This is a genomic window from Lentzea tibetensis, from assembly GCF_007845675.1.
GTDB classification, from domain to species: domain Bacteria; phylum Actinomycetota; class Actinomycetes; order Mycobacteriales; family Pseudonocardiaceae; genus Lentzea; species Lentzea tibetensis.
Genome location: NZ_VOBR01000012.1, coordinates 1 through 18992, shown reverse-complemented (window position 1 = coordinate 18992; position 18992 = coordinate 1). Strand labels below are relative to the sequence as shown.

22 protein-coding genes are annotated in these 18992 nt (G+C 70.3%); 19 read left to right on the top strand and 3 right to left on the bottom strand.

The features are described from left to right. The first annotated feature begins 139 nt into the window (after window positions 1–139). The 15 genes from FKR81_RS19660 to FKR81_RS19595 all read left to right on the top strand — a co-directional run bounded on the left by FKR81_RS19660 (window position 140) and on the right by FKR81_RS19595 (window position 11657). The gene (locus FKR81_RS19660) at window positions 140–535 is read left to right on the top strand and encodes a TcmI family type II polyketide cyclase (protein ID WP_328593149.1); all 396 of its coding nucleotides are present in this window, start codon (window positions 140–142) and stop codon (window positions 533–535) included. After that, window positions 532–960: a cupin domain-containing protein gene (locus FKR81_RS19655; protein WP_146353559.1), complete on the top strand. Its 429-nt coding sequence runs from the start codon at window positions 532–534 to the stop codon at window positions 958–960. Before FKR81_RS19660 ends, FKR81_RS19655 begins: the two co-directional genes overlap by 4 nt. Then, window positions 957–2210, top strand: a complete 1254-nt coding sequence (locus FKR81_RS19650) for a beta-ketoacyl-[acyl-carrier-protein] synthase family protein (RefSeq protein ID WP_146353558.1) — start codon at window positions 957–959, stop codon at window positions 2208–2210. The genes FKR81_RS19655 and FKR81_RS19650 overlap by 4 nt, the downstream gene beginning before the upstream one ends. A 35-nt stretch (window positions 2211–2245) precedes the next feature. Then, window positions 2246–3496 (top strand): ketosynthase chain-length factor, encoded by a 1251-nt coding sequence (locus tag FKR81_RS19645; protein WP_146353557.1) that lies wholly within the window; start codon window positions 2246–2248, stop codon window positions 3494–3496. A 34-nt stretch (window positions 3497–3530) separates the two neighbouring features. Then, entirely contained in the window at window positions 3531–3791 is a 261-nt protein-coding gene (locus FKR81_RS19640) for an acyl carrier protein (protein WP_146353556.1), read from the top strand. Next, window positions 3791–4252, top strand: coding sequence for an SRPBCC family protein (locus tag FKR81_RS19635; protein ID WP_146353555.1), 462 nt, complete (start codon window positions 3791–3793; stop codon window positions 4250–4252). Before FKR81_RS19640 ends, FKR81_RS19635 begins: the two co-directional genes overlap by 1 nt. Before the next feature lie 29 nt (window positions 4253–4281). Further along, window positions 4282–5043 carry an SDR family NAD(P)-dependent oxidoreductase gene (locus FKR81_RS19630; RefSeq protein ID WP_235921646.1) on the top strand — a complete coding sequence of 254 codons (762 nt, stop codon included), beginning with the start codon at window positions 4282–4284 and terminating at the stop codon, window positions 5041–5043. Window positions 5044–5065: 22 nt separating this feature from the next. Continuing rightward, entirely contained in the window at window positions 5066–5815 is a 750-nt protein-coding gene (locus tag FKR81_RS19625; RefSeq protein ID WP_146353554.1) for an SDR family NAD(P)-dependent oxidoreductase, read from the top strand. A gap of 1 nt (window position 5816) precedes the next feature. Next, entirely contained in the window at window positions 5817–6122 is a 306-nt protein-coding gene (locus tag FKR81_RS19620) for an antibiotic biosynthesis monooxygenase family protein (protein ID WP_146353553.1), read from the top strand. Next, window positions 6119–6439, top strand: a complete 321-nt coding sequence (locus FKR81_RS19615; RefSeq protein ID WP_146353552.1) for an antibiotic biosynthesis monooxygenase family protein — start codon at window positions 6119–6121, stop codon at window positions 6437–6439. The genes FKR81_RS19620 and FKR81_RS19615 overlap by 4 nt, the downstream gene beginning before the upstream one ends. 112 nt (window positions 6440–6551) lie before the next feature. Next, entirely contained in the window at window positions 6552–8219 is a 1668-nt protein-coding gene (gene accA, locus FKR81_RS19610) for an acetyl-CoA carboxylase carboxyltransferase subunit alpha/beta (protein WP_146353751.1), read from the top strand. Next, entirely contained in the window at window positions 8216–8362 is a 147-nt protein-coding gene (locus tag FKR81_RS43635) for a hypothetical protein (RefSeq protein ID WP_186763055.1), read from the top strand. Before accA ends, FKR81_RS43635 begins: the two co-directional genes overlap by 4 nt. Further along, window positions 8359–8850, top strand: a complete 492-nt coding sequence (locus FKR81_RS19605; RefSeq protein ID WP_146353551.1) for an acetyl-CoA carboxylase biotin carboxyl carrier protein — start codon at window positions 8359–8361, stop codon at window positions 8848–8850. Before FKR81_RS43635 ends, FKR81_RS19605 begins: the two co-directional genes overlap by 4 nt. A 3-nt stretch (window positions 8851–8853) precedes the next feature. Further along, on the top strand, window positions 8854–10194 hold the full coding sequence (locus FKR81_RS19600) for an acetyl-CoA carboxylase biotin carboxylase subunit (RefSeq protein WP_146353550.1): 1341 nt from the start codon (window positions 8854–8856) through the stop codon (window positions 10192–10194). Window positions 10195–10205: 11 nt separating this feature from the next. Then, window positions 10206–11657: a peptide MFS transporter gene (locus FKR81_RS19595; RefSeq protein ID WP_146353549.1), complete on the top strand. Its 1452-nt coding sequence runs from the start codon at window positions 10206–10208 to the stop codon at window positions 11655–11657. A gap of 2 nt (window positions 11658–11659) precedes the next feature. Here FKR81_RS19595 and FKR81_RS19590 read toward each other — a convergent pair whose 3' ends face one another. Genes FKR81_RS19590 through FKR81_RS19580 form a run of 3 tightly spaced genes read right to left on the bottom strand, consistent with a single transcriptional unit; the run spans window position 11660 to window position 13985 of the window. Continuing rightward, entirely contained in the window at window positions 11660–12115 is a 456-nt protein-coding gene (locus FKR81_RS19590; RefSeq protein ID WP_146353548.1) for a MarR family winged helix-turn-helix transcriptional regulator, read from the bottom strand. 8 nt (window positions 12116–12123) lie between these two features. Then, window positions 12124–13587, bottom strand: a complete 1464-nt coding sequence (locus FKR81_RS19585) for an FAD-binding oxidoreductase (protein ID WP_146353547.1) — start codon at window positions 13585–13587, stop codon at window positions 12124–12126. A gap of 23 nt (window positions 13588–13610) precedes the next feature. Further along, the gene (locus tag FKR81_RS19580) at window positions 13611–13985 is read right to left on the bottom strand and encodes a hypothetical protein (protein ID WP_146353546.1); all 375 of its coding nucleotides are present in this window, start codon (window positions 13983–13985) and stop codon (window positions 13611–13613) included. 173 nt (window positions 13986–14158) lie between these two features. Between FKR81_RS19580 and FKR81_RS19575 the strand changes: the two genes are divergently transcribed. The 4 genes from FKR81_RS19575 to FKR81_RS19560 are packed head-to-tail and all read left to right on the top strand — an operon-like array spanning window position 14159 to window position 18203. Next, the gene (locus FKR81_RS19575; protein ID WP_186763054.1) at window positions 14159–15103 is read left to right on the top strand and encodes a GNAT family N-acetyltransferase; all 945 of its coding nucleotides are present in this window, start codon (window positions 14159–14161) and stop codon (window positions 15101–15103) included. Window positions 15104–15138: 35 nt separating this feature from the next. Beyond that, a complete protein-coding gene (locus tag FKR81_RS19570) occupies window positions 15139–16392 on the top strand; it encodes a cytochrome P450 family protein (RefSeq protein WP_146353544.1) in 1254 nt (417 codons plus the stop codon). A gap of 19 nt (window positions 16393–16411) precedes the next feature. Continuing rightward, window positions 16412–17185, top strand: a complete 774-nt coding sequence (locus FKR81_RS19565; RefSeq protein ID WP_146353543.1) for an SDR family NAD(P)-dependent oxidoreductase — start codon at window positions 16412–16414, stop codon at window positions 17183–17185. A 37-nt stretch (window positions 17186–17222) separates the two neighbouring features. Then, complete coding sequence (locus FKR81_RS19560) at window positions 17223–18203, top strand: quinone oxidoreductase family protein (RefSeq protein WP_146353542.1); 981 nt, start codon at window positions 17223–17225, stop codon at window positions 18201–18203. Window positions 18204–18992: the final 789 nt, after the last annotated feature.

Here is an 18992-nt window from a genome sequence, read left to right as displayed (position 1 = left end):
TCGAGCAATTCTCCACCCGCCCACCAGCGTGCTGCTGGTGGGCTTTTGTTCGTTCTGGGCCCGGTAGTTGATTCGGCGGTCTTGATTCAGCGGTCTTACAGATTCATTCCAGGAGCACGGGGCAAGCTGACACAACGGAATGAAGACGTCGGAAGGACCGCCTGTGCACCGGACATTGATCGTGGCGAGAATGGATCCGGCCGATGCGCCGAATGTCGCCGAAGCCTTTGCTGCCTCGGACGGGACGGAGCTGCCGCACATGATCGGCGTCTCCCGTCGCACCCTGTTCGCCTTCCACAACCTCTACTTCCACCTCGTGGAGGCCGACCACGACATCGCTCCCGGCCTCTACAAGGCGCGCAGCCACCCGCTGTACGGCGAGCTCAACAAGAAGCTCTCGGAGTCCATCTCGCCGTTCGACCCCGGCTGGCGGGAACCGAAGGACGCGATGGCGGTTCCTTTCTACTCGTGGACTCCGGAAAACGGCTGCCTGATCACCGAGGTGGCCGGCGCGAACATGGGCGGTGCTCGATGACGGCGACCAGGCAGACCCGTGTCGCGGAAAGCGACGCCGTTCCGAACCGCAAACGCGGCGGCGACATCAGGGTCACGCTCAGCCCGAAGACGGTGGGGTGCACGTCGGGATTCGGCGGATTTCTCACCCTCGCGCCCGGCGAGCACGTGACCGAGCATTACCACCCGTACTCCGAGGAATTCCTGCACGTGATCGACGGCAGGCTCGAGATCACCCTCGACGACGCCGTGGTGCCGCTGGGCCCCGGTGACTCGGTGCTGGTGCCGATCGGCGCGCGCCACCGGCTGCGCAACGTCGGCGACGCGCCCGCCCGGTGCGTGTTCCACCTGTCACCGCTCGCGCCGCGGCCGGAACTGGGGCACGTCGACACGGAGCAGGTCGCCGATCCCGACGCGGCCGGCCCCGACGTCGGCGGTGCTCCGTGACCCGCCGAGCGGTGATCACCGGGATCGGCGTGGTGGCACCGGGCCACACCGGTCGTGAGGCGTTCTGGGAGCTGCTGACCGCCGGTCGCACGGCCACCAGGGCGATCAGCCTGTTCGACGCCTCGAGGTTCCGCTCGCGGGTCGCCGCCGAGTGCTCGTTCGACGCGGCCGCGGAAGGCCTGTCACCGCAGGAGATCCGCCGGATGGACCGGGCGGCGCAGTTCGCCGTGGTCGCGTCCCGCGAAGCTCTCGCGGACAGCGGCCTCGACCTGTCGTCGGCGGACCCGTCGGCGATCGGGGTGAGCATCGGCAGCGCGGTCGGCTGCACGATGGGGCTCGAGCAGGAGTACGCGGTCCTGTCGGACGGCGGCCGCGAGTGGCTCGTCGACCACGAGTACGGCGTACCGCAGCTGTACGGGTACATGGTGCCGAGCACGCTCGCCGTCGAGGTGGCGTGGGTGGTCGGCGCCGAGGGCCCGGTGTCGCTGATCTCCACCGGCTGCACGTCCGGCCTGGACGCCGTCGGGCACGGTGCCAAGCTGATCGAGGAGGGGAGCGCCGAGTTCGTGCTGGCCGGCGCGACCGACGCACCGCTGTCCCCGATCACCTCGGCGTGCTTCGACGCCATCCGCGCGACGACGTCGAACAACGACGACCCCGAGCACGCGTCCCGCCCGTTCGACGCCGACCGGGACGGCTTCGTCCTCGGCGAGGGATCGGCCGTGATGGTGCTCGAGGAGCTGGAGGCCGCGCGGGCACGTGGTGCGCGGATCTACGGTGAGATCGCCGGGTTCGCCAGTCGCAGCAACGCGTTCCACATGACGGGCCTCAAGCCCGACGGTCGCGAGATGGCCGAGGCGATCAGGGTGGCGCTGGACCGCGCGCAACGCGATCCATCCACAGTGGACTACATCAATGCGCACGGTTCCGGCACGAAGCAGAACGACCGGCACGAGACCGCGGCGTTCAAGCGCAGTCTCGGTGAGCGCGCGTACGAGGTTCCGGTCAGCTCCATCAAGTCGATGATCGGGCACTCGCTGGGCGCGATCGGGTCGCTCGAGGTCGCGGCGTGCGCGATGGCGTTGCGGCACCAGGTCGTGCCGCCGACGGCGAACCTGTCCACCCCGGATCCCGAGTGCGATCTGGACTACGTGCCCGTGGTCGCCCGGGAGCACCGGATGGACACGATCCTCAGCGTCGGCAGCGGGTTCGGCGGTTTCCAGAGCGCGCTCGTGCTGAGCCGGTTGTGACCGGGCGGCCTTCGATTCGGTAAGGAGGTATCCCGATGCACGCGTCCCTGATCCGGGAGGAACCGCCGGTCATCACCGGGCTCGGTGTGCTGGCGCCCACCGGTCTCGACGTCGGTGAGCACTGGGAGTCGGTGCTCGGCGGCAAGAGCAGGATCGCCCCGATCACCCTGTTCGACCCGAGCCCGTACCCGGTGCGCCTGGCGGGTGAGGTCTCCGGGTTCTTCGCGCGAGACCTGGTTCCCGGCAGGCTGATCCCGCAGACGGACCGGTACACCCACCTCGCGCTGGCGGGCTCCGAGGCGGCGCTGAACGACGCGCACCTCGACCCGGCATCGATGCCGGAGTTCGAGATGGCCGTGGTCACCGCGAGCTCGTCGGGTGGCACGGAGTTCGGCCAGCACGAGATGGAACGGCTCTACACCAACGGTCCCTCGTGGGTCGGCGCCTACCAGTCCATCGCGTGGTTCTACGCGGCGACCACCGGGCAGGTCTCGATCCGCCACGGGATGCGCGGCCCCTGCGGCGTGTTCTGCAGCGAGCAGGCGGGCGCGCTGGACGCGCTGGGGCAGGCGCGGCGACTCGTCGCCGAGGGCTCCAAGGTCGTGCTCAGCGGCGGCACCGACGCCTCGCTGTGCCCGTACGGCCTCGTGGCGCAGCTCGCGACCGGCCAATTGTCCACTGTGGATGATCCGCAGCGGGCGTACGTCCCGTTCGACGTCGACGCGTCCGGTTACCTGCCGGGTGAGGGCGGCGCGATGATGGTCGTCGAGAGCGCCGCTTCGGCCGCCGCTCGAGACGTCCCGCACTACGGTTCGCTGCTCGGGTACGCGGCCGGTTTCGACCCGCCACCCGGCTCCGGCCGACCGCCCGCGCTGGCGGGCACGATCCGCCGGGTGCTGAAGCAGGCCCGTCTCGAACCGTCCGAAGTGGATGTCGTGTTCGCCGACGCCGCTGGTGTTCCCGCGCTCGACCTCGCCGAGGCCAGGGCGATCACCGAGGTGTTCGGCCCGCGCGGAGTTCCGGTCACCGCACCGAAAACGCTCACCGGACGGCTGTACGCGGGTGGCGCGGCGCTGGACGTCGCCACGGCACTGCTGTCGATGTCGGCCGGTGTCGTCCCGCACACCGTCGGCCCGGCGACGCTCAGGCCCGGCTGCGACATCGACCTGGTGATGGACGACTCGCGCGAGACCCGGCCCAGCACCGCGCTGGTGCTGGCGAGAGGTCACGGAGGGTTCACCGCCGCGCTCGTGCTGGGCAAGGGAAACCGGCGGTTTCCCAGCTAGGTCACCAAGGTCCGCAACGATGAGGAGCACACGGATGAAGAGCTTCACCCTGTCCGACCTGACCGGGATCCTCGGATCCTGCGCCGGTGTGGACGACGCCGTCAAGCTGGACGAATCGCGGCCGGACGAGCAGTTCGGCGACCTCGGCTACGACTCGCTCGCGATCCTGGAGCTCGCGGGCAGGATCCAGCGCACCTTCGGCATCACGATGCCCGACGAGGCCGTCGACCACATGAAGACGCCGCGCCAGGCCGTGGACTACGTCAACGGACTCCTGTCGGCGGTGAGCGCGTGATGATCGGGCACACCGACAACGAGATCCTGATCGACGCGCCGATGGACCTGGTCTGGGACATGACCAACGACGTCGAGAACTGGCCGCGGCTGTTCAGCGAGTACGCCAGCGCGGAGATCATCGAGAACACCGGCCACACGGTCCGGTTCCGGCTCTCCCTGCACCCGGACGAGAACGGCAAGGTCTGGAGCTGGGTCTCCGAGCGCACCCCCGACCCGGTGCGGCGGACGGTCGACGCGCATCGCGTGGAGACCGGGGTCTTCCAGTACATGGTCATCCACTGGGAGTACGAGCAGAAGCCCGGCGGTGTGCTGATGCGCTGGGTGCAGGACTTCAAGATGAAGCCGGACGCGCCGATCGACGACGCGGCCATGACCGACCGGCTGAACCGCAACACGCGCGTCCAGATGGAACTGATCAAGGGCAAGCTCGAGTCCGCCGCAGCGGCCGTGACCCGCTGAATCTCGCACAGGCACAGGAGAAACTTCAGATGAGTGTGGATTTCGCCTTGAAGGGCAAGCGGGTCGTGGTCACCGGTGGCTCGCGGGGGATCGGTCGCGGCATCGCGATCGCCGCGGCACGCGCAGGCGCCAACGTGATCACCTGTCACCGCAAGGGCAAGGAGGCGGTGCGCGGGCTGGAGGACGAGCTCGCCGAGACCGCGGGTGACCACCGCATCGTGGAAGCCGACGTGTCGGACGCGCACGGAACCGCCCGGCTGCTCGCCGAGGCGCAGAGCCACTTCGGTGGGCTCGACGTGCTCGTCAACAACGTCGGTGAGTTCAGCCCCCAGCCGTACGCCGAGCTGACCGACGCGGGGTGGGGTGCCGCCGTCGAGGGGAACCTGACCTCGGCCCACCGGCTGATCCACGGGGCGCTGTCGCTGGACCTGCTGGCGTCCGGCTCGTCGATCGTCAACCTCGGCTCGATCGTCACGTTCATCGGCATGGCGGGCGGTGCGCACTACACCGCGGGCAAGGCCGGGCTGGTCGGGATGACCCGCTCGCTGGCCAGGGAGCTGGGCCCGCGCAACATTCGGGTCAACGTCGTCTCGCCCGGCCGGATCGACACCGAGGCGTTCGACGCGATGCCGCCGGAGGTGGCCGCTCGCCAGCGGGCGATGTTCAGCCAGATGTCCGCGGTCAAGAGGCTCGGCACCGTCGAGGAGATCGCGAACGTCGTGCTCTTCCTGGCGAGCGACCTGGCCTCGTACATCACCGGTCAGGACATCCACGCCGACGGTTGCGTCTAGATCCGCGCGAAGGGACAACGTCATGGAACTCGGACTGCAGAACAAGAAGCTCCTCATCACCGGCGGCTCGCGAGGCATCGGGCGCGGCATCGTGCTGGCCGCCGCGCGGGCGGGCGCGGACGTGATCACCTGCTACCGGCAGGAAAGCGAAGCGGTCGAAAGCCTCACCCGCGAACTGAAGGAGACCGGCGGCCAGCACCACGTCGTGCGCGCCGACGTCGGTGAGATCGAGGAGATCGACCGCCTGCTGGAGGAGGCGAAGGAGCGCTTCGGCAGCCTCGACGGCGTGGTCAACAACGCCGGCGTGATCAGCCACATCCCGTTCGAGAAGCTCCCCGCCGACGAGTGGTCGCGGATCCTCGACACCAACCTGACCGCCGCGTACCGGGTGATCCAGCAGGCGCTGCCGCTGTTCGGCGACGGGGCGTCGGTGGTCAACATCGGCTCCCGCGGTGCCGCCGCGGGCATCCCGCTGCGCGCGCACTACACCGCCGCGAAGTCGGCGATGATCGGTCTCACCCGGTCGCTGGCCAAGGAGCTCGGCCCCAAGGGCGTGCGGGTCAACGTCGTGGCGCCCGGTGTCATCGAGACCGAGGCGTTCGACGACATGCCCGCCGAGCGCGCCGAAGGCCTGCGCGCCACCTACTCGCAGAAGACCTCACTGGCCAGGCTGGGCACCACCGACGAGATCGCCGGGCCGGTGCTCTTCCTGCTCAGCGACCTCTCCCGGTACGTCACCGGCGCGACGATCAACGTGGACGGGGGCATCTGACATGGCTTTCCGCGTGATGCTGCGGATGCAGATCAAGCCAGGCCTCGGCGGCCAGTTCGAGCAGAAGTGGCTCGAGGTCGGCACTTCCGTCACCAGTCACCCGGCCAACCTCGGCCAGTGGCTGTCGCGCAGTGAAGAGGAAGAGGACATCTACTACATCGTCAGCGACTGGGTCGACGAGCCGCGGTTCCGCGAGTTCGAGACCAGCGACGGACACCTCGAGCACCGCCAGAAGCTGCACCCGTACCGCAGCGGTGGGTCGATGACGACGATGACGGTGGTCGCGCACCTGCCAGGTGGCTCATGAGCCAGGAAGTCCAGGTGATCCTCTACCACTCCAGCGACGACGAGCAGGCCGTGCTCGACGCCTACCACGAGTCGAGCGCCCGGATGGCCGGGACGACCGGCCTGCTGGGCAACCACCTGCTCCGCTCGGTCGGCGACCCGGCGAGCTACACGGTGGTGAGCCGGTGGGCGAGCTGGCAGGTGTTCGAGGAGTGGGAGCGCAGCGAGGGCCACCTCGACCAGACGGCGCCGCTGCGGCCGTTCCGCGACCACTCGCGCGCCAAGCCGTTCGAGGTCTGCCGGGTCGTGGCTGCGTACGGCGCACAGCCGGAGCTCTGAGCTCCCGGTGGACTGGGACACCGTGCTGCAGGGGCTGGCCAGGTACGGCGCGGCGGTCGCGGGCGTGCCGTGCCCGGTGATCGGCTCGACGACGACGAAGGGAGGAACACCGGTGACGATCGCACGCGAAGTGAGCACGCAGGCGGACTGGTACGTCTGCTCGAACTGCCGGACGACGATCTACGCGAAGCGGTTCGCCCGCGAGCTCCGCGTCTGCCAGGACTGCGGCTGGCACTCGCGACTCAGTGCCGCACAACGGATCGCCCAGCTCTTCGACCACGGTGCCGAAGAGCTGGGTGTCCCCGGCACCACGGTCGACCCGCTGTCCTTCGTGGACGTCCGGGCCTATGCCGAGCGGCACGCCTCCGCGCGTGCCGACACCGGCATGGAACGCGGCGTCGTCGTGGTGCGGGGGTCGATCGACGGCAGGCCGCTGGTGGCCGCCGTGATGGACTTCCGCTTCCTCGGCGGCAGCCTGGGTGCCGCGGAGGGCGAGGCGATCACGGTCGCGGCCGAGGCCGCACTCGCTGAACGCCTGCCCCTGCTGGTGGTCACCGCCTCCGGTGGTGCCCGGATGCAGGAGGGCGCGCTCTCGTTGATGCAGATGGCGAAGACGAGCAACGCCTTCGCCGCACTGGACGAGGCGGGCCTGCTGACGATCACCCTGGTCACCGACCCCACGTACGGGGGAGTGGCGGCGTCGTTCGCCACGCTCTCCGACGTCGTCGTCGCCGAACCCGGTGCCCGCATGGGGTTCGCCGGCCCCAGGGTGATCGAGCAGACCATCCGCCAGCGCCTGCCGGAGGGGTTCCAGACCGCGGAGTACCTGCTGGCCAAGGGACTCGTCGACCTGGTCCGCCCCCGCAGCGAGCTGCGCGCGACGCTGTCGCGGCTGCTCGCGGTCACCGACCGCGCCCCCGCGCGGTGGTGCGCGGACCTGCCCGACGTCCGGCTGGGCTCTGCTGATCTCGCTGCGGCGTCCGGCTGGGACACGGTCAAGCTGGCCCGCCACATCGACCGGCCGACCGGATTGGACCACGTCGCGCATCTGCTCGACGGCTTCGTCGAGCTGCACGGCGACCGGCTCGGCGCGGACTGTCCCGCACTGGTCGGGGGATTCGGCGTGCTCGACGGCCTCCCGGTGCTGGCGCTGTGCCACCAGAAGGGGCACAACACGGCCGAACTGGTCGCGCGGAACTTCGGCATGCCCTCGCCCGCCGGCTACCGCAAGTCGGCGCGGCTGCTGCGACTGGCGGCGAAGCTGGGCACGCCGGTCGTGGCGCTGATCGACACCCCCGGCGCGTTTCCCGGGATCGAGGCCGAGGAGAACGGCCAGGCCGTCGCCATCGCGGAGAACCTGCGCCTGATGGGCGGACTGGGCGTGCCGGTGGTGTCCGTGATCACCGGTGAGGGAGGCAGCGGCGGCGCACTCGCGCTGGCCGTCGCCGACACCGTGCTCATCACCCAGAACGGGACCTACTCCGTGATCAGCCCGGAAGGGTGCGCGTCGATCCTCTGGCGCGACGCGGCCGCGGCACCGCTCGCCGCCGCGTCACTGGGGATCGACCCGGTTTCCCTGCTGCGGGCCGGTGTCGTCGACGCGGTGGTGCCCGAGCCGGACGGCGGCAGCCACCTCGATCCCGCTGCCGCGTCCGAGCTCCTGCGGCAGGCCGTCGCGCGGTCGCTCGCCGAGCTGGTGGGCAGGGAGAGCGCTGAGCTGGTCGCTGCGCGGCGGTTGCGTTTCCGCAGGCTCGGCCTCGGCGGGGGTGAGGTGGCGTGAGCGTCGCGTATCGGGTGTGCGAGGTGCCGCCGCGCGTGGCCGTTGCCTGGTCGCTCGCCGAGTCGGCGAGCACAGGAAGCGTTGAGCTGATCATCGTCCGGCGGGTGCGTTTCCGCGGGCTCGGCAGAGGAGAAGTGACATGAGCATCGTGCCTGACCGGCTCCCGTTGGGCGAGGAGCCACCGAGCCTCGCCGACGAACGGGAGACGGTGCGTGAGTTGTGCCGGAGTCTGGGCGATCTGGTCCGCGGGCCCGCCGGGCGTGCGACGCGGGTCGTGATGGCGGCCGGGTCGGTGCGCGTCGAGGTCGAGTGGCCGGTGGGCGAAGCGGGCTCCGTGGTGCCGTCCGGCGAAGGGAATGCGCTGGAGGCCGAGCCGACCGGTGAGGTGCTGCGGGCCGAGATGGTCGGCACGTTCTACGTGGCGGCCGAGCCGGGTGCGCGTCCGTTCGCGGCGGTCGGAGACGTTGTCGCGCAAGGGCAGCAGGTCGGCATCGTCGAGGCGATGAAGCTGATGAACGCCGTGGTGGCGCCGTGCGCCGGAACGGTGACCGAGGTGCTCGCCGCCGATGGTCAGGCGGTCGAGTACGACCAGCCGTTGCTCGTCATCGCTCCGGCCGAGCAGGAGGAGTAGATCGTGTTCGACACGGTACTCGTCGCGAACCGGGGTGAGATCGCCCTGCGCGTGGTTCGCAGCTGTCAGGAGATGGGCATCCGCACCGTCGTGGTCCACTCCACCGCGGACGCGGACTCGGCGGCGGTGCGCGCCGCCGACGTGGCCGTCCAGATCGGCCCGCCGCCCGCCCGCCGCAGCTACCTGTTCGCGCCCGCGCTGGTGGAGGCGGCACTCGCCACCGGAGCACAGGCGGTGCACCCCGGATACGGGTTCCTCTCCGAGGATCCGGACTTCGCGGAGATCTGCGCCGACAACGGTCTCGTCTTCGTCGGGCCACCGCCCGAGGTGATGGCGCGGCTCGGCGACAAGGCGTCGGCGCGCGCCGCGATGGCCGAGGCCGGGTTGCCCTTGCTGCCCGGCAGCAGGTCCACTGTGGACAGCGCGGCCGAGGCGACGGCGCTCGCCGCGGAGATCGGCTACCCGGTGATCATCAAGGCCACCGCGGGCGGTGGCGGCCGGGGCATGACGGTGGTGCGCGACCCGCGGGACCTCGCCAAGGCCTACCGCAGCACGCGTGCCGTGGGACAGGCCGTGTTCGGCAACAGCTCTGTCTACATGGAACGGTTCTGCGAGAGCGCGCGGCACGTCGAGGTCCAGGTGCTCGCGGACTCCTACGGCGAGGTCGTCCACCTCGGCGAGCGCGACTGCTCGGTGCAGCGCCGCCATCAGAAGCTGATCGAGGAGAGCCCGGCGCCCGAGCTGCCGGAGAGCCTGCGCCGCCGGATGGCGGAGGCCTCGGTGGCGGGCGCGAAGGCTGTCGGCTACGTCGGCGCGGGCACGTTCGAGTACCTCGTCGTCGACGACGAGTTCTACTTCATGGAGATCAACTGCCGGATCCAGGTCGAGCACCCGGTGACCGAGATGGTGACGGGCATCGACCTGGTCCGCGAGCAGTTGCGGGTCGCCGCGGGTCTGCCGCTCAGCCTGGAGTTCGACGGCCGGGGCGTGTCGCTGGAGTGCCGGGTCAACGCGGAGGATCCCGACCGGGACTACCTGCCCGCGGCCGGTCTGATCGACGAGTTCGTGCCGCCAGGTGGACCGTTCACCAGGGTCGACACGCATGCGCGTGCCGGCTGGCGGATCAGCCCCGACTACGACTCGCTGCTGGCCAAGGTCGTCGTCTGGGCGCCCGACCGGCCGCAGGCGGTGGCGCGGATGCGCCGGGCGCTGAGCGAGTTCCGGATCACCGGCAAGGGCATCAGGACCACGATCCCCGCCCTGCTGCGCATCCTCGACACCCCCGAGTTCGTCAAGGGCGTGCACGACACCTCCCTGATCTCGAAGCTGGGCACCGCTACCTGAGAAGGGCCGTCATGGTCGCGACCGCGAACGAACCGAGCACGACTTCCGCTCCCGGACGCCGAGGGTTCGGCACGTTGTTCGTCGTGGACCTGTGGGAGCGCTTCAGCTTCTACGGGATGGCGGCGATCCTCGTGCTGTACCTCGCCGCACCGGTCGCTGACGGTGGGCAGGGGATGAGCGGGCAGACGGCGACAGCGCTGTTCGCCTGCTACATCTCGCTGGCCTTCATGGCCGGGCTGCCCGGCGGCTGGCTGGCCGACCGGGTGCTCGGCGCCCGGCGGTCGGTCCTGCTCGGCGGCGGGCTGATCGTCGCCGGGCACGTCACGCTCAGCCTGCCGTTCGACGCATCTGTCTACTTGGGACTGTTCCTGGTGGCGACGGGAACCGGGTTGGTCAAGCCCGCCATGGCCGCGATGGTCGGCGGAACGGGCGGCTCGGACGACCGCGACCGCGAAGCCGTCTTCTCGTTGTTCTACATGAGCATCCAGGTCAGCGCGGTGATCGCGCCGGTGGTGACCGGGTTCCTGGCCGAGAAGGTGGCCTGGCACCTCGGGTTCGCCGCGGCCGCGGCCGGGATGGCTCTCGGACTGGTCCAGTTCACCCTGGGGCTGCGGAAGTTCGGCGACCTGGGGCGCTACCCGGCTCATCCGCTCCCGCCCGCCGAGATCCAGCGCGTGCTGCGGAGAACCGCGGCGGTGGCCGTACCCGTGGCCGTCGTGCTGGTGGCGGGAGTCGCCAGCGGAACCGTTCCGCTGCAGGCCGTTCTCGCACTGTTCGGCCTGGGCACGCTCGTCGTCCCGTTCTGGTTCCTGAACACGCTGCGGCGGCGTGGCGCGCTCGAGATGCCGCGGGCCAGGCTGCGGAGCTTCACCCTGCTGATGCTGGCGGCGTCGACGTTCTGGATGATCTTCGCCCAGTCCGGGTCCGTGCTGGGTTTGTTCGCCGAACGCGACACCGACCGCGCCGTCGGCGGGTACGAGGTGCCCGCCAGCTGGTTCCAGTCGGTGCACCCGCTGTTCGTGCTGCTGATCGCGCCGCTGTGCGCGTGGTTGTGGGTCCGGGCGGGCGACCGGCTGACCGTGCCGGTCAAGTTCGCCGCCGGACTCACGGCCGGAGGCCTGAGCTTCGTGCTGATGGCCGTGGCGGCGGTTGATGCCCAGAGCGGCCCGGTGACGCCGATGTGGCTGCTGGTGGTCTACCTGCTCTTCTCCTGCGCCGAGGTCGCCATCGCCCCGGTGGGGCTGGCATTGGCCGCCTCGGTGGCCCCGCCCGGCTACGGCAGCAGGTTCCTCGCGGTCAACGGGTTGTTCGGCGCGGTCGGTGTGGTGATCGGCGGGCAGTTGTACCGGCTCACCACCGGGATCCCGCTGCCCGCGTACTTCGTCCTGGCGGGTGGCATCGCCCTGCTGGCAGCGGTGCTGGTGGCCGCGTACCGCCACCGCCTGCTGGCCGGCCTGTCCTGAGCTCAGGGGCGGTCGGCGTTGACGACCGCCTCGTACCGCTCGGTGAACGTCACGAGCAGGCGGCTGAAGGTCGCCTGCTCGTGCGCGGGCCAGCCGGCCATCGCCTGCGTGAACAGTGAACGCCGCAGTGCCTGCACCTTCTCGGCCGTGGCTTGTCCGTCGGGGGTCAGCACCAGCACCGCTTTGCGGCCGTCTGTCTGGTCCGCTGTCCGCTCCACCAGGCCTGCCTCGACCGCCTGCGCCACGAGCCTGCTCACGCTGGACAGGTCGACGTGCAACGCCTTGGCCACCGCGGAAACGGTGCACGGGCGCTCGCCGGTCTGGTCGATCGCGTCGAGCACGGCGATGAGCGCGTTGTCCCACGCCGAACCGCACGCCGTCCGGGACGGCGTGCGGCGGGCGTGCAGACGGCGCAGGGTGAACAGGGCCCGCTCGATGGCGGCGGTCGGCTCGTCCACGGGATCGGTCAGATGCCCTGTGCGTGCTGGAACATCCCGGTGGGGTCGTACTTCCGCTTGACCCTGCGCAGCCGGGACAGGTTCTCCCCGTAGCACTCCGACAGCCAGTCCGCGTCGGGGTTCGAGCTCGGGAAGTTGACGTACGCACCGCAGGACAGCGGGGTCAGCAGCGCGTCGGCGCGGTCCGCCCACGCGTTCATGAACGCGACGTCCTCGGCTGGACGGTCGTCGCCGCGCAGCGCGATCTGGTAGCCGATCAGGAACTGCGCTTCGCGATGGGCGTACGCGGTCTCCGTCCGGCAGACCCGGTTGGCCGCACCGCCGATGGCGATGCAGAGCACGTAGCGCTCCCGGTTCAGGGACGGATCCCACGCCTGGATGACCTCGGCGGTCTCCTGGACGTCCAGCGCCCGGTCGATCAGCCGGTAGCTCTGCCGGGTGTACGGGTGCCGGTGGCCGACCGCGACCGGGTTGGAGCCGGTCCGGTGGCACTCGGCCAGGCCGTTCCCGCCGCACAGCTGGCTGTGCATGACCTTGCCGTAGGGCGCGGGGTCGCTGCTCGTCCGGCTCAACGGCGCCACACCCACCCGCTCGGCCAGCTCGTCCAGCGCGGCGTCCAGCTGGTCGCGGGAACCCAGGTGCACGCCCCAGACCTTGACCATCGGCGGGTTGTCCGGGCCGAAGGCAGGCAGCACGACGAGCGACGAGCCGAGGTCCTCCGAGCCGTCCATGCACCACGCCTGCCAGGCGGCCATCACCTCGGCGGCAGCGGAGATCGGCCAGGTCGTCTCGTAGCCCACCAGCAGTGGTGCCTCGATCGGCCGGACCTCGAACTCCACGACGACACCGAAGTTGCCGCCGCCTCCGCCGCGCACGGCCCAGAACAGGTCCGGCTCCTCGGTGGCCGAGCAGTGCACCAGCCTGCCGTCGGCGAGCACCACCCGCGCGGAGACGATCCGGTCGCTGCCGATGCCGAACTTCCTCGTCTGCCAGCCGATCCCGCCGCCGGAGAGGAATCCTCCCGCGCTGACGGTGGGAAAGGTCCCGGTGACGACCTGGGCGCCCTGCCGGTGCAGGGCGTCCAGGACGTCGACCGACTGGCTGCCCGCGCCGAGCTGGACGGTCGGTCCCGCGATCACGTGGTTGATGCGCGACACGTCGATCACCAGACCGGTGCCGGTCGAGCAGCCGTTGAAGCTGTGCCCGCCGCTGCGGATGTGGACCCGGACGTCGTGACCGCGGGCGAACCTGAGGCACGCCTGCACGTCCCGCGCCGTTTCGCAGTAGGCGACGGCCGCCGGCTCGATCGCGTCGAACTCGTAGTTCTGCAGTTGCTTGGCGAAGACGTAGCCGGGGTCGCCGGGAAGGACGAGCTCACCGGACAGCTGGGCGGCGAGTCCGCTCCAGAACGACGCGGGCAGTGCGGTGGAAGGGAATTCCGCCGCGATCTGTGAATCTGGGCCTGCGGACATTCGAGCTCCAGGATCGAGGGTGGCTACTTGCCGATGCCGAACTTCTTCGCGACCACCTTCGAGCCGCCGTGGCCGCGCAGGGACTTGCCCTCGGGGTTGTAGAAGGTGGCGCCACCGGTACCGACCCAGGTGCCGTCGTCGACGATCTCGCCCTCGACGTGGATGCGGGCCTCGCCGACGTGCTTGCCCTCGTCGTCGGACGCCAGGATGTGGAAGGCGTACTCGAACGTCGTCGCACCCGTGGCACGCCAGGTGCCGAGTCCGATGTGCTTGGTGTTGAGCTGCGTGGACGTGACGCCACCGTCAGCGGAGAAGGCGACCAGGCCGAGTGCGGGGGTGCCGTCGTTGTCCAGCTCCGTCGTCCAGCTGCCGACCAGCTGCGCCTGCACGGTGTTCATGGTTCTCCCTCGTGAAGTCTCAGGTGCGTTGCGCCTCACGCTGCCGGGACCGTCTGAAAGAGCCCTGGAGTCGGCCTGAAACCCGTTGCCCCGCTGGAAGAACGCTGAAAGCTCGGTGGAATCCGGTGTTCGGCCACTGCGCGCGAGGCGTCCTGTCTGGCTGAATGACGAGCATGGAAATCCGAACCCTCGACGGAGACGACCAGGCGACCGTGCGGGCACTGTTCCCCGGCTTTGCCGAGACCATGCGCGTTGCGCTGCCGGACGATCCGCCGGCGTCGGAGGACTTGATGGCGCGGCTGCTGCAGAAGCGCAGGGGAACCGACCGCGTCGTGCTGGCGGTCTACGACGGCGCCGAGCCCGCCGGATACGTGAAGCTCGGCCTCGACCTCTCGGCGACATTGGACACCGGGCACGGTTCCCTGTGGGTGTTCCCCGGTTTCCGGCGCCGCGGCGCCGGGCGTCTGCTGGTGGACGCCGCACGCGAGGAGCTCGCCGCGCGCGGCCGGACCAGGCTGCTGGTCGACGCGCCGCATACCGCGGAGGCCGACGCGTTCGCGGAGTCGGCCGGGGGCAAGCGGATCGTCGTGAACGTCCGCAACCGGCTGAAGCTGAAGGGCGCCGCCATCGCGGCGGAAGCCGTTGCCGGGTACCGGTTCGTGCGCTGGAACGACGGCTGCCCCGACGACCTCGTCGACTCGTACGCGAAGGCGTGGAGCGAGCTGGACGTGCCGATCAACGGGCAGGCGCGGGTCGGTCAGGCCACCGCCGCCGACGTGCGGGAGCGCGAGGCCGAGGCGGAGCGGGCCCGGCACCGGTGCTACGTCACCGCGGCTGTGGACGAGGCGACCGGCGAGATCGCCGGTTACTGCACGATGTTCGTGCGGGACAGCCCGATGGCCGACGCGGGCGAGGTGCTGGTGCTGCCCGCGCACCGCCGCAAGGGCCTGGCCGCCCAGCTGAAGGCCGAGCTGCTCTCCTGGGTCGCCGGGACCGAGCCGCAGGTCTTACTGGTGCAGGCGTGGAACGACGAGACCAACTCCGCCGTGCTCGCGCTCAACCGCAAGCTCGGCTTCTCATCGACCGGGGGCTGGGCGACCTACGAGGTCTCCGCCTGACCGCGGCGCACGTTGCCGAAGAGAGGAACCAAACCATGACGGACATCGTTGCGCCGCAAGAGATTCTCGAACTGTTCGACGACGGCTACGTCCGTGACCCGCACCCCGTGCTCGCCGCGTTGCGCGCCAGCTCGCCGGTGCACGTCATGGCCACCCCCAACGGGATCAAGACCTGGGTCGTCACCGGCTACGACGAGGCCCGCGCGCTGCTCGTCGATCCCCGGCTGAGCAAGGACATGCGGGTGGGCTACGGCCTGATCCCGCAGAACTTCGTCGATCCGGTGCGGCGGGCTGAGTTCCTGCAGGAGGTCGGTACCCGCAAGCAGTTCGCGACCGAGCTCAGCACCACCATGCTGGACAGCGACCCGCCCGACCACACCCGGCTGCGTCGCCTGGTGGGCAAGGCTTTCACGGCGCGCAGGGTCGAGGCGCTGCGGCCGAGGATCGTGGCGCTGACCGACGAGCTGCTCGACGCGCTGGAGGGGAAACAGAGCGCGGACCTCATCGAGGAGCTCGCGTTCCCCATCCCGTTCACGGTGATCTGCTGGCTGCTGGGGATTCCGCAGGACGACCGGGCCACGTTCCGCGGCTGGTCGAACACCCTCACCTCGGGTTCCGGTGGCGAGGAGGTGCTGGACGCGAGCGAGGCGATGGTCGTCTACCTGCGCGGCCTCATCGCGGACAAGCGCGCCGAGCCGGGCGAGGACATGCTCAGCGAGCTGATCCAGGTGCGCGACGAGGGCGACAAGCTCGACGAGACCGAGCTGATGTCGATGGCGTTCCTGCTGCTGGTCGCCGGGCACGAGACGACGGTGAACATGCTCGGCACCGGCGTGCTGGCGCTGCTCACGCACCCCGACCAGCGCGCGCTGGTGGAGGCAGAGGAAGGGCTGTGGCCGGGCGCGGTCGACGAGATCCTGCGCTACGACGCCCCGCTGGCCAACGCGACCTGGCGCTACACCACCGAGCCCATCGAAGTAGCGGGAGTGCACATCCCCGCGCAGGAGTTCGTCACGATCGCGCTGGGCGCGGCCGGACGGGATCCCGCCAAGTACGCCGATCCCGACCGCCTGGACGTGCGCCGCGCCGCGGCGGGTCACCTGTCGTTCGGGCACGGCATCCACCACTGCGTCGGCGCGCCTCTGGCCAGGATGGAAGGCCAGATCGTGCTGAGCAGGCTGTTCCAGAGGTTCCCGAAGCTGCGGCTCGCCGTCGAGCCGGGGCAGGCCGAGTGGCGGCCGAGCTTCAACCTGCGCGGCCTCGCATCGCTTCCGGTCGCACTCTCCTGAGAAAGGACGTCTCCAGCCGATGGAAACTGCAGTTCGGGACAAGGTCGTGCTGGTGACCGGTGCCTCTTCGGGCATCGGCCGCGCGACGGCTCTCGCCTACGCCGCGGACGGCGCCCGCGTCGCCGTCACCTTCCACGACAACAAGGACGGCGCCGACGAGACGGCCCGCCTGGTGCGCGAGGCGGGCGGCTCCGCACTAGTCGTCCGCTACGACCTGACCGACCTCGAGTCGATCCGCGCCGCGGTGGACGCGGTCGTCAGCGAGTGGGGCGGCATCGACGTGCTGGTGGCGAGCGCGATCGCCTGGAGCGACGGCATTCCCCGCCCAGGCCGCCCGATGCCGAAGTTCGAGGACGTGCCGTCGGCCACGTGGCAGGAAGTGCTGCGCACGACCGTAGACGGCGTGTACCACACGATCCAGGCCGCGGTGCCAGCCATGCGCGGCCGCGAGTGGGGCCGGATCGTCATGATGTCCTGCGGCCTGGCCGAGTACGGCATGGTGGGCGGAACCGCTTACAGCGCAGCGAAAGCCGCCCTGCTGGGTATGGCACGCAGCCTGGCGTGGGAGCTGGCTCCCGAGAGCATCCTCGTGAACGTGGTGCTGCCGGGCCAGACCCTGACGGAGAACGTGGTGCGCTTCGCACCGCCGCAAGCCCTCGAGGCCAAGGCGAAGACCCTGGCCTCGGGAAAGCTCTCCGTGCCTTCGGACGTGGCCAATGCCGTCCTCTTCCTGGGTTCCGCAGCGAACGGAAACATCACCGGCCAGGCGTTGCGCTTCACCGGTGGAGCCTGAAGTCCTTGTCCACCACAATCTTTGGGGAGCCAGTGTCATGAGAGTCGTTCGCTACCACGAGTTCGGCGCACCGTCGGTGCTGCAGGTGGACGAGGCAGCCAAGCCCGCACCCGGCGCGGGGGAGGTGCTGATCCGCGTAGAGGCCGTAGGCGTCAACTTCGCCGAAGTCCAACGCCGCCAGGGCATCCCGATCGGCGGCCCCGCCGAACTGCCCGGCTCACCGGGAGGTGACGTAGCGGGCATCGTCGAGTCGATCGGCACCGGCGTGGTGGACGTCACCGCAGGGGACCGCGTGGTGACCGAGGTCCACCAGGACGCCTACGCCGACTTCGTCATCGCACCGGCCAGGGGCCTGCTGCACATCCCCGAGGGCATCGACGCAGCACAGGCGACCGCACTGACGACGCCCGCGCAGACTGCCTACGGCATCCTCAAGTTCAGCGCCGCAGTCCGCCCAGGCGAGACGGTCCTGGTGGACGCCGCAGCAGGCGGCGTAGGCCACCTGGCCGTCCAGGTGGCCAAAGCTTTGGGCGCAGGCACAGTGATCGCCACGGCGAGCAGCCCCGAGAAGCTCGCGTTCGCCAAGTCACTCGGCGCAGACCACGCCTTCGACTACACGTCGGACGACTGGACGGACAAGGTCCTAGAGGCAACCGACGGCAAGGGCGCCGACGTGGTGCTGGACACCGTGGGCGGCGACATCCTGCTGAAGAGCCTCGACGTACTGGCAACTTTCGGCAGGCTCGTGTTCTACGGCTCGGCGTCCGGCGCCGACATCCCGATGATCAACCCGATGCACCTGTTCGGCATGAAGACCGTCGCGGGCTTCAGCGTCTACGCCATGCTCTACAAGCGCCCCGAGGAGTTCGCGGCGGGCCAGCGCGAGCTGATCGAGTTCGTGCTGGCGGGCAAGGTGAAGCCGATCGTGCACGCCAGCCTCTCGCTGGACGAGGCCGTGAAGGCGCACGAGATCATGGAGGCGCGGTCCCAGCTGGGCCGGGTTGTCCTGGTTCCCTGACCTCACCGGCTCCGACACACCGCAGGCCCCCGACCACGTGGTCGGGGGCCTGCGGTGTGTGAGAAGGGAAGGTGAGCCTGGCGGCGGGTGGCCGGGAAGGCGGGTTCGGCAGGCAGGGCAGGAAGGCAGGCAAGGAATGCGGGGCAAGGAAAGCGGGGCAAGGAAAGCGTCCGGCGGCGAGCGGGCCGGTGTGTGTGAGAAGGGAAGGTGGGCCCGCCGCCGGGGAGGGCGGGCAGGGCAAGGCAGGGCAGGGCAGGCGGGCGGGCAGGGCAGGCGGGCAGGGCAGGGCAGGCGGGCAAGGCAAGGCAGGCGGGCAAGGCAAGGCAGGCGGGCAAGGCAGGGCAGGGCAGGGCAGGCGGGCAGGGCAGGGCAGGCGGGCAAGGCAAGGCAGGCGGGCAAGGCAAGGCAGGCGGGCAAGGCAGGGCAGGGCAGGGCAGGCGGGCAGGAAAGCGGCCGACGGCGGGTGGGCTGGTGTGTCAGGACGGAAGGCGAGCACGTCGGCAGGCGGGTCGGTGTGCAAGAACGGAAGGCGAGCACGTCGGCAGGCGGGTCGGTGTGCAAGAACGGAAGGCGAGCACGTCGGCAGGCGGGTCGGTGTGATTGCGGAAGGCGAGTCCGACGGCAGGTGGGCCGGTGTGGTCAGGCTAGGAGTGTGCGTGTCCGCAGTGTGCGGGGTGGTGGGCACCGCGCGATTGGGCCTTGACTTGGGGTGCGGCGTGGTACCCCTATCGGGCCGGCAGGTGCTCTTCCTGCCGGCGGAGCCGGCCCCACCACGCCGCGAGGGGCCCC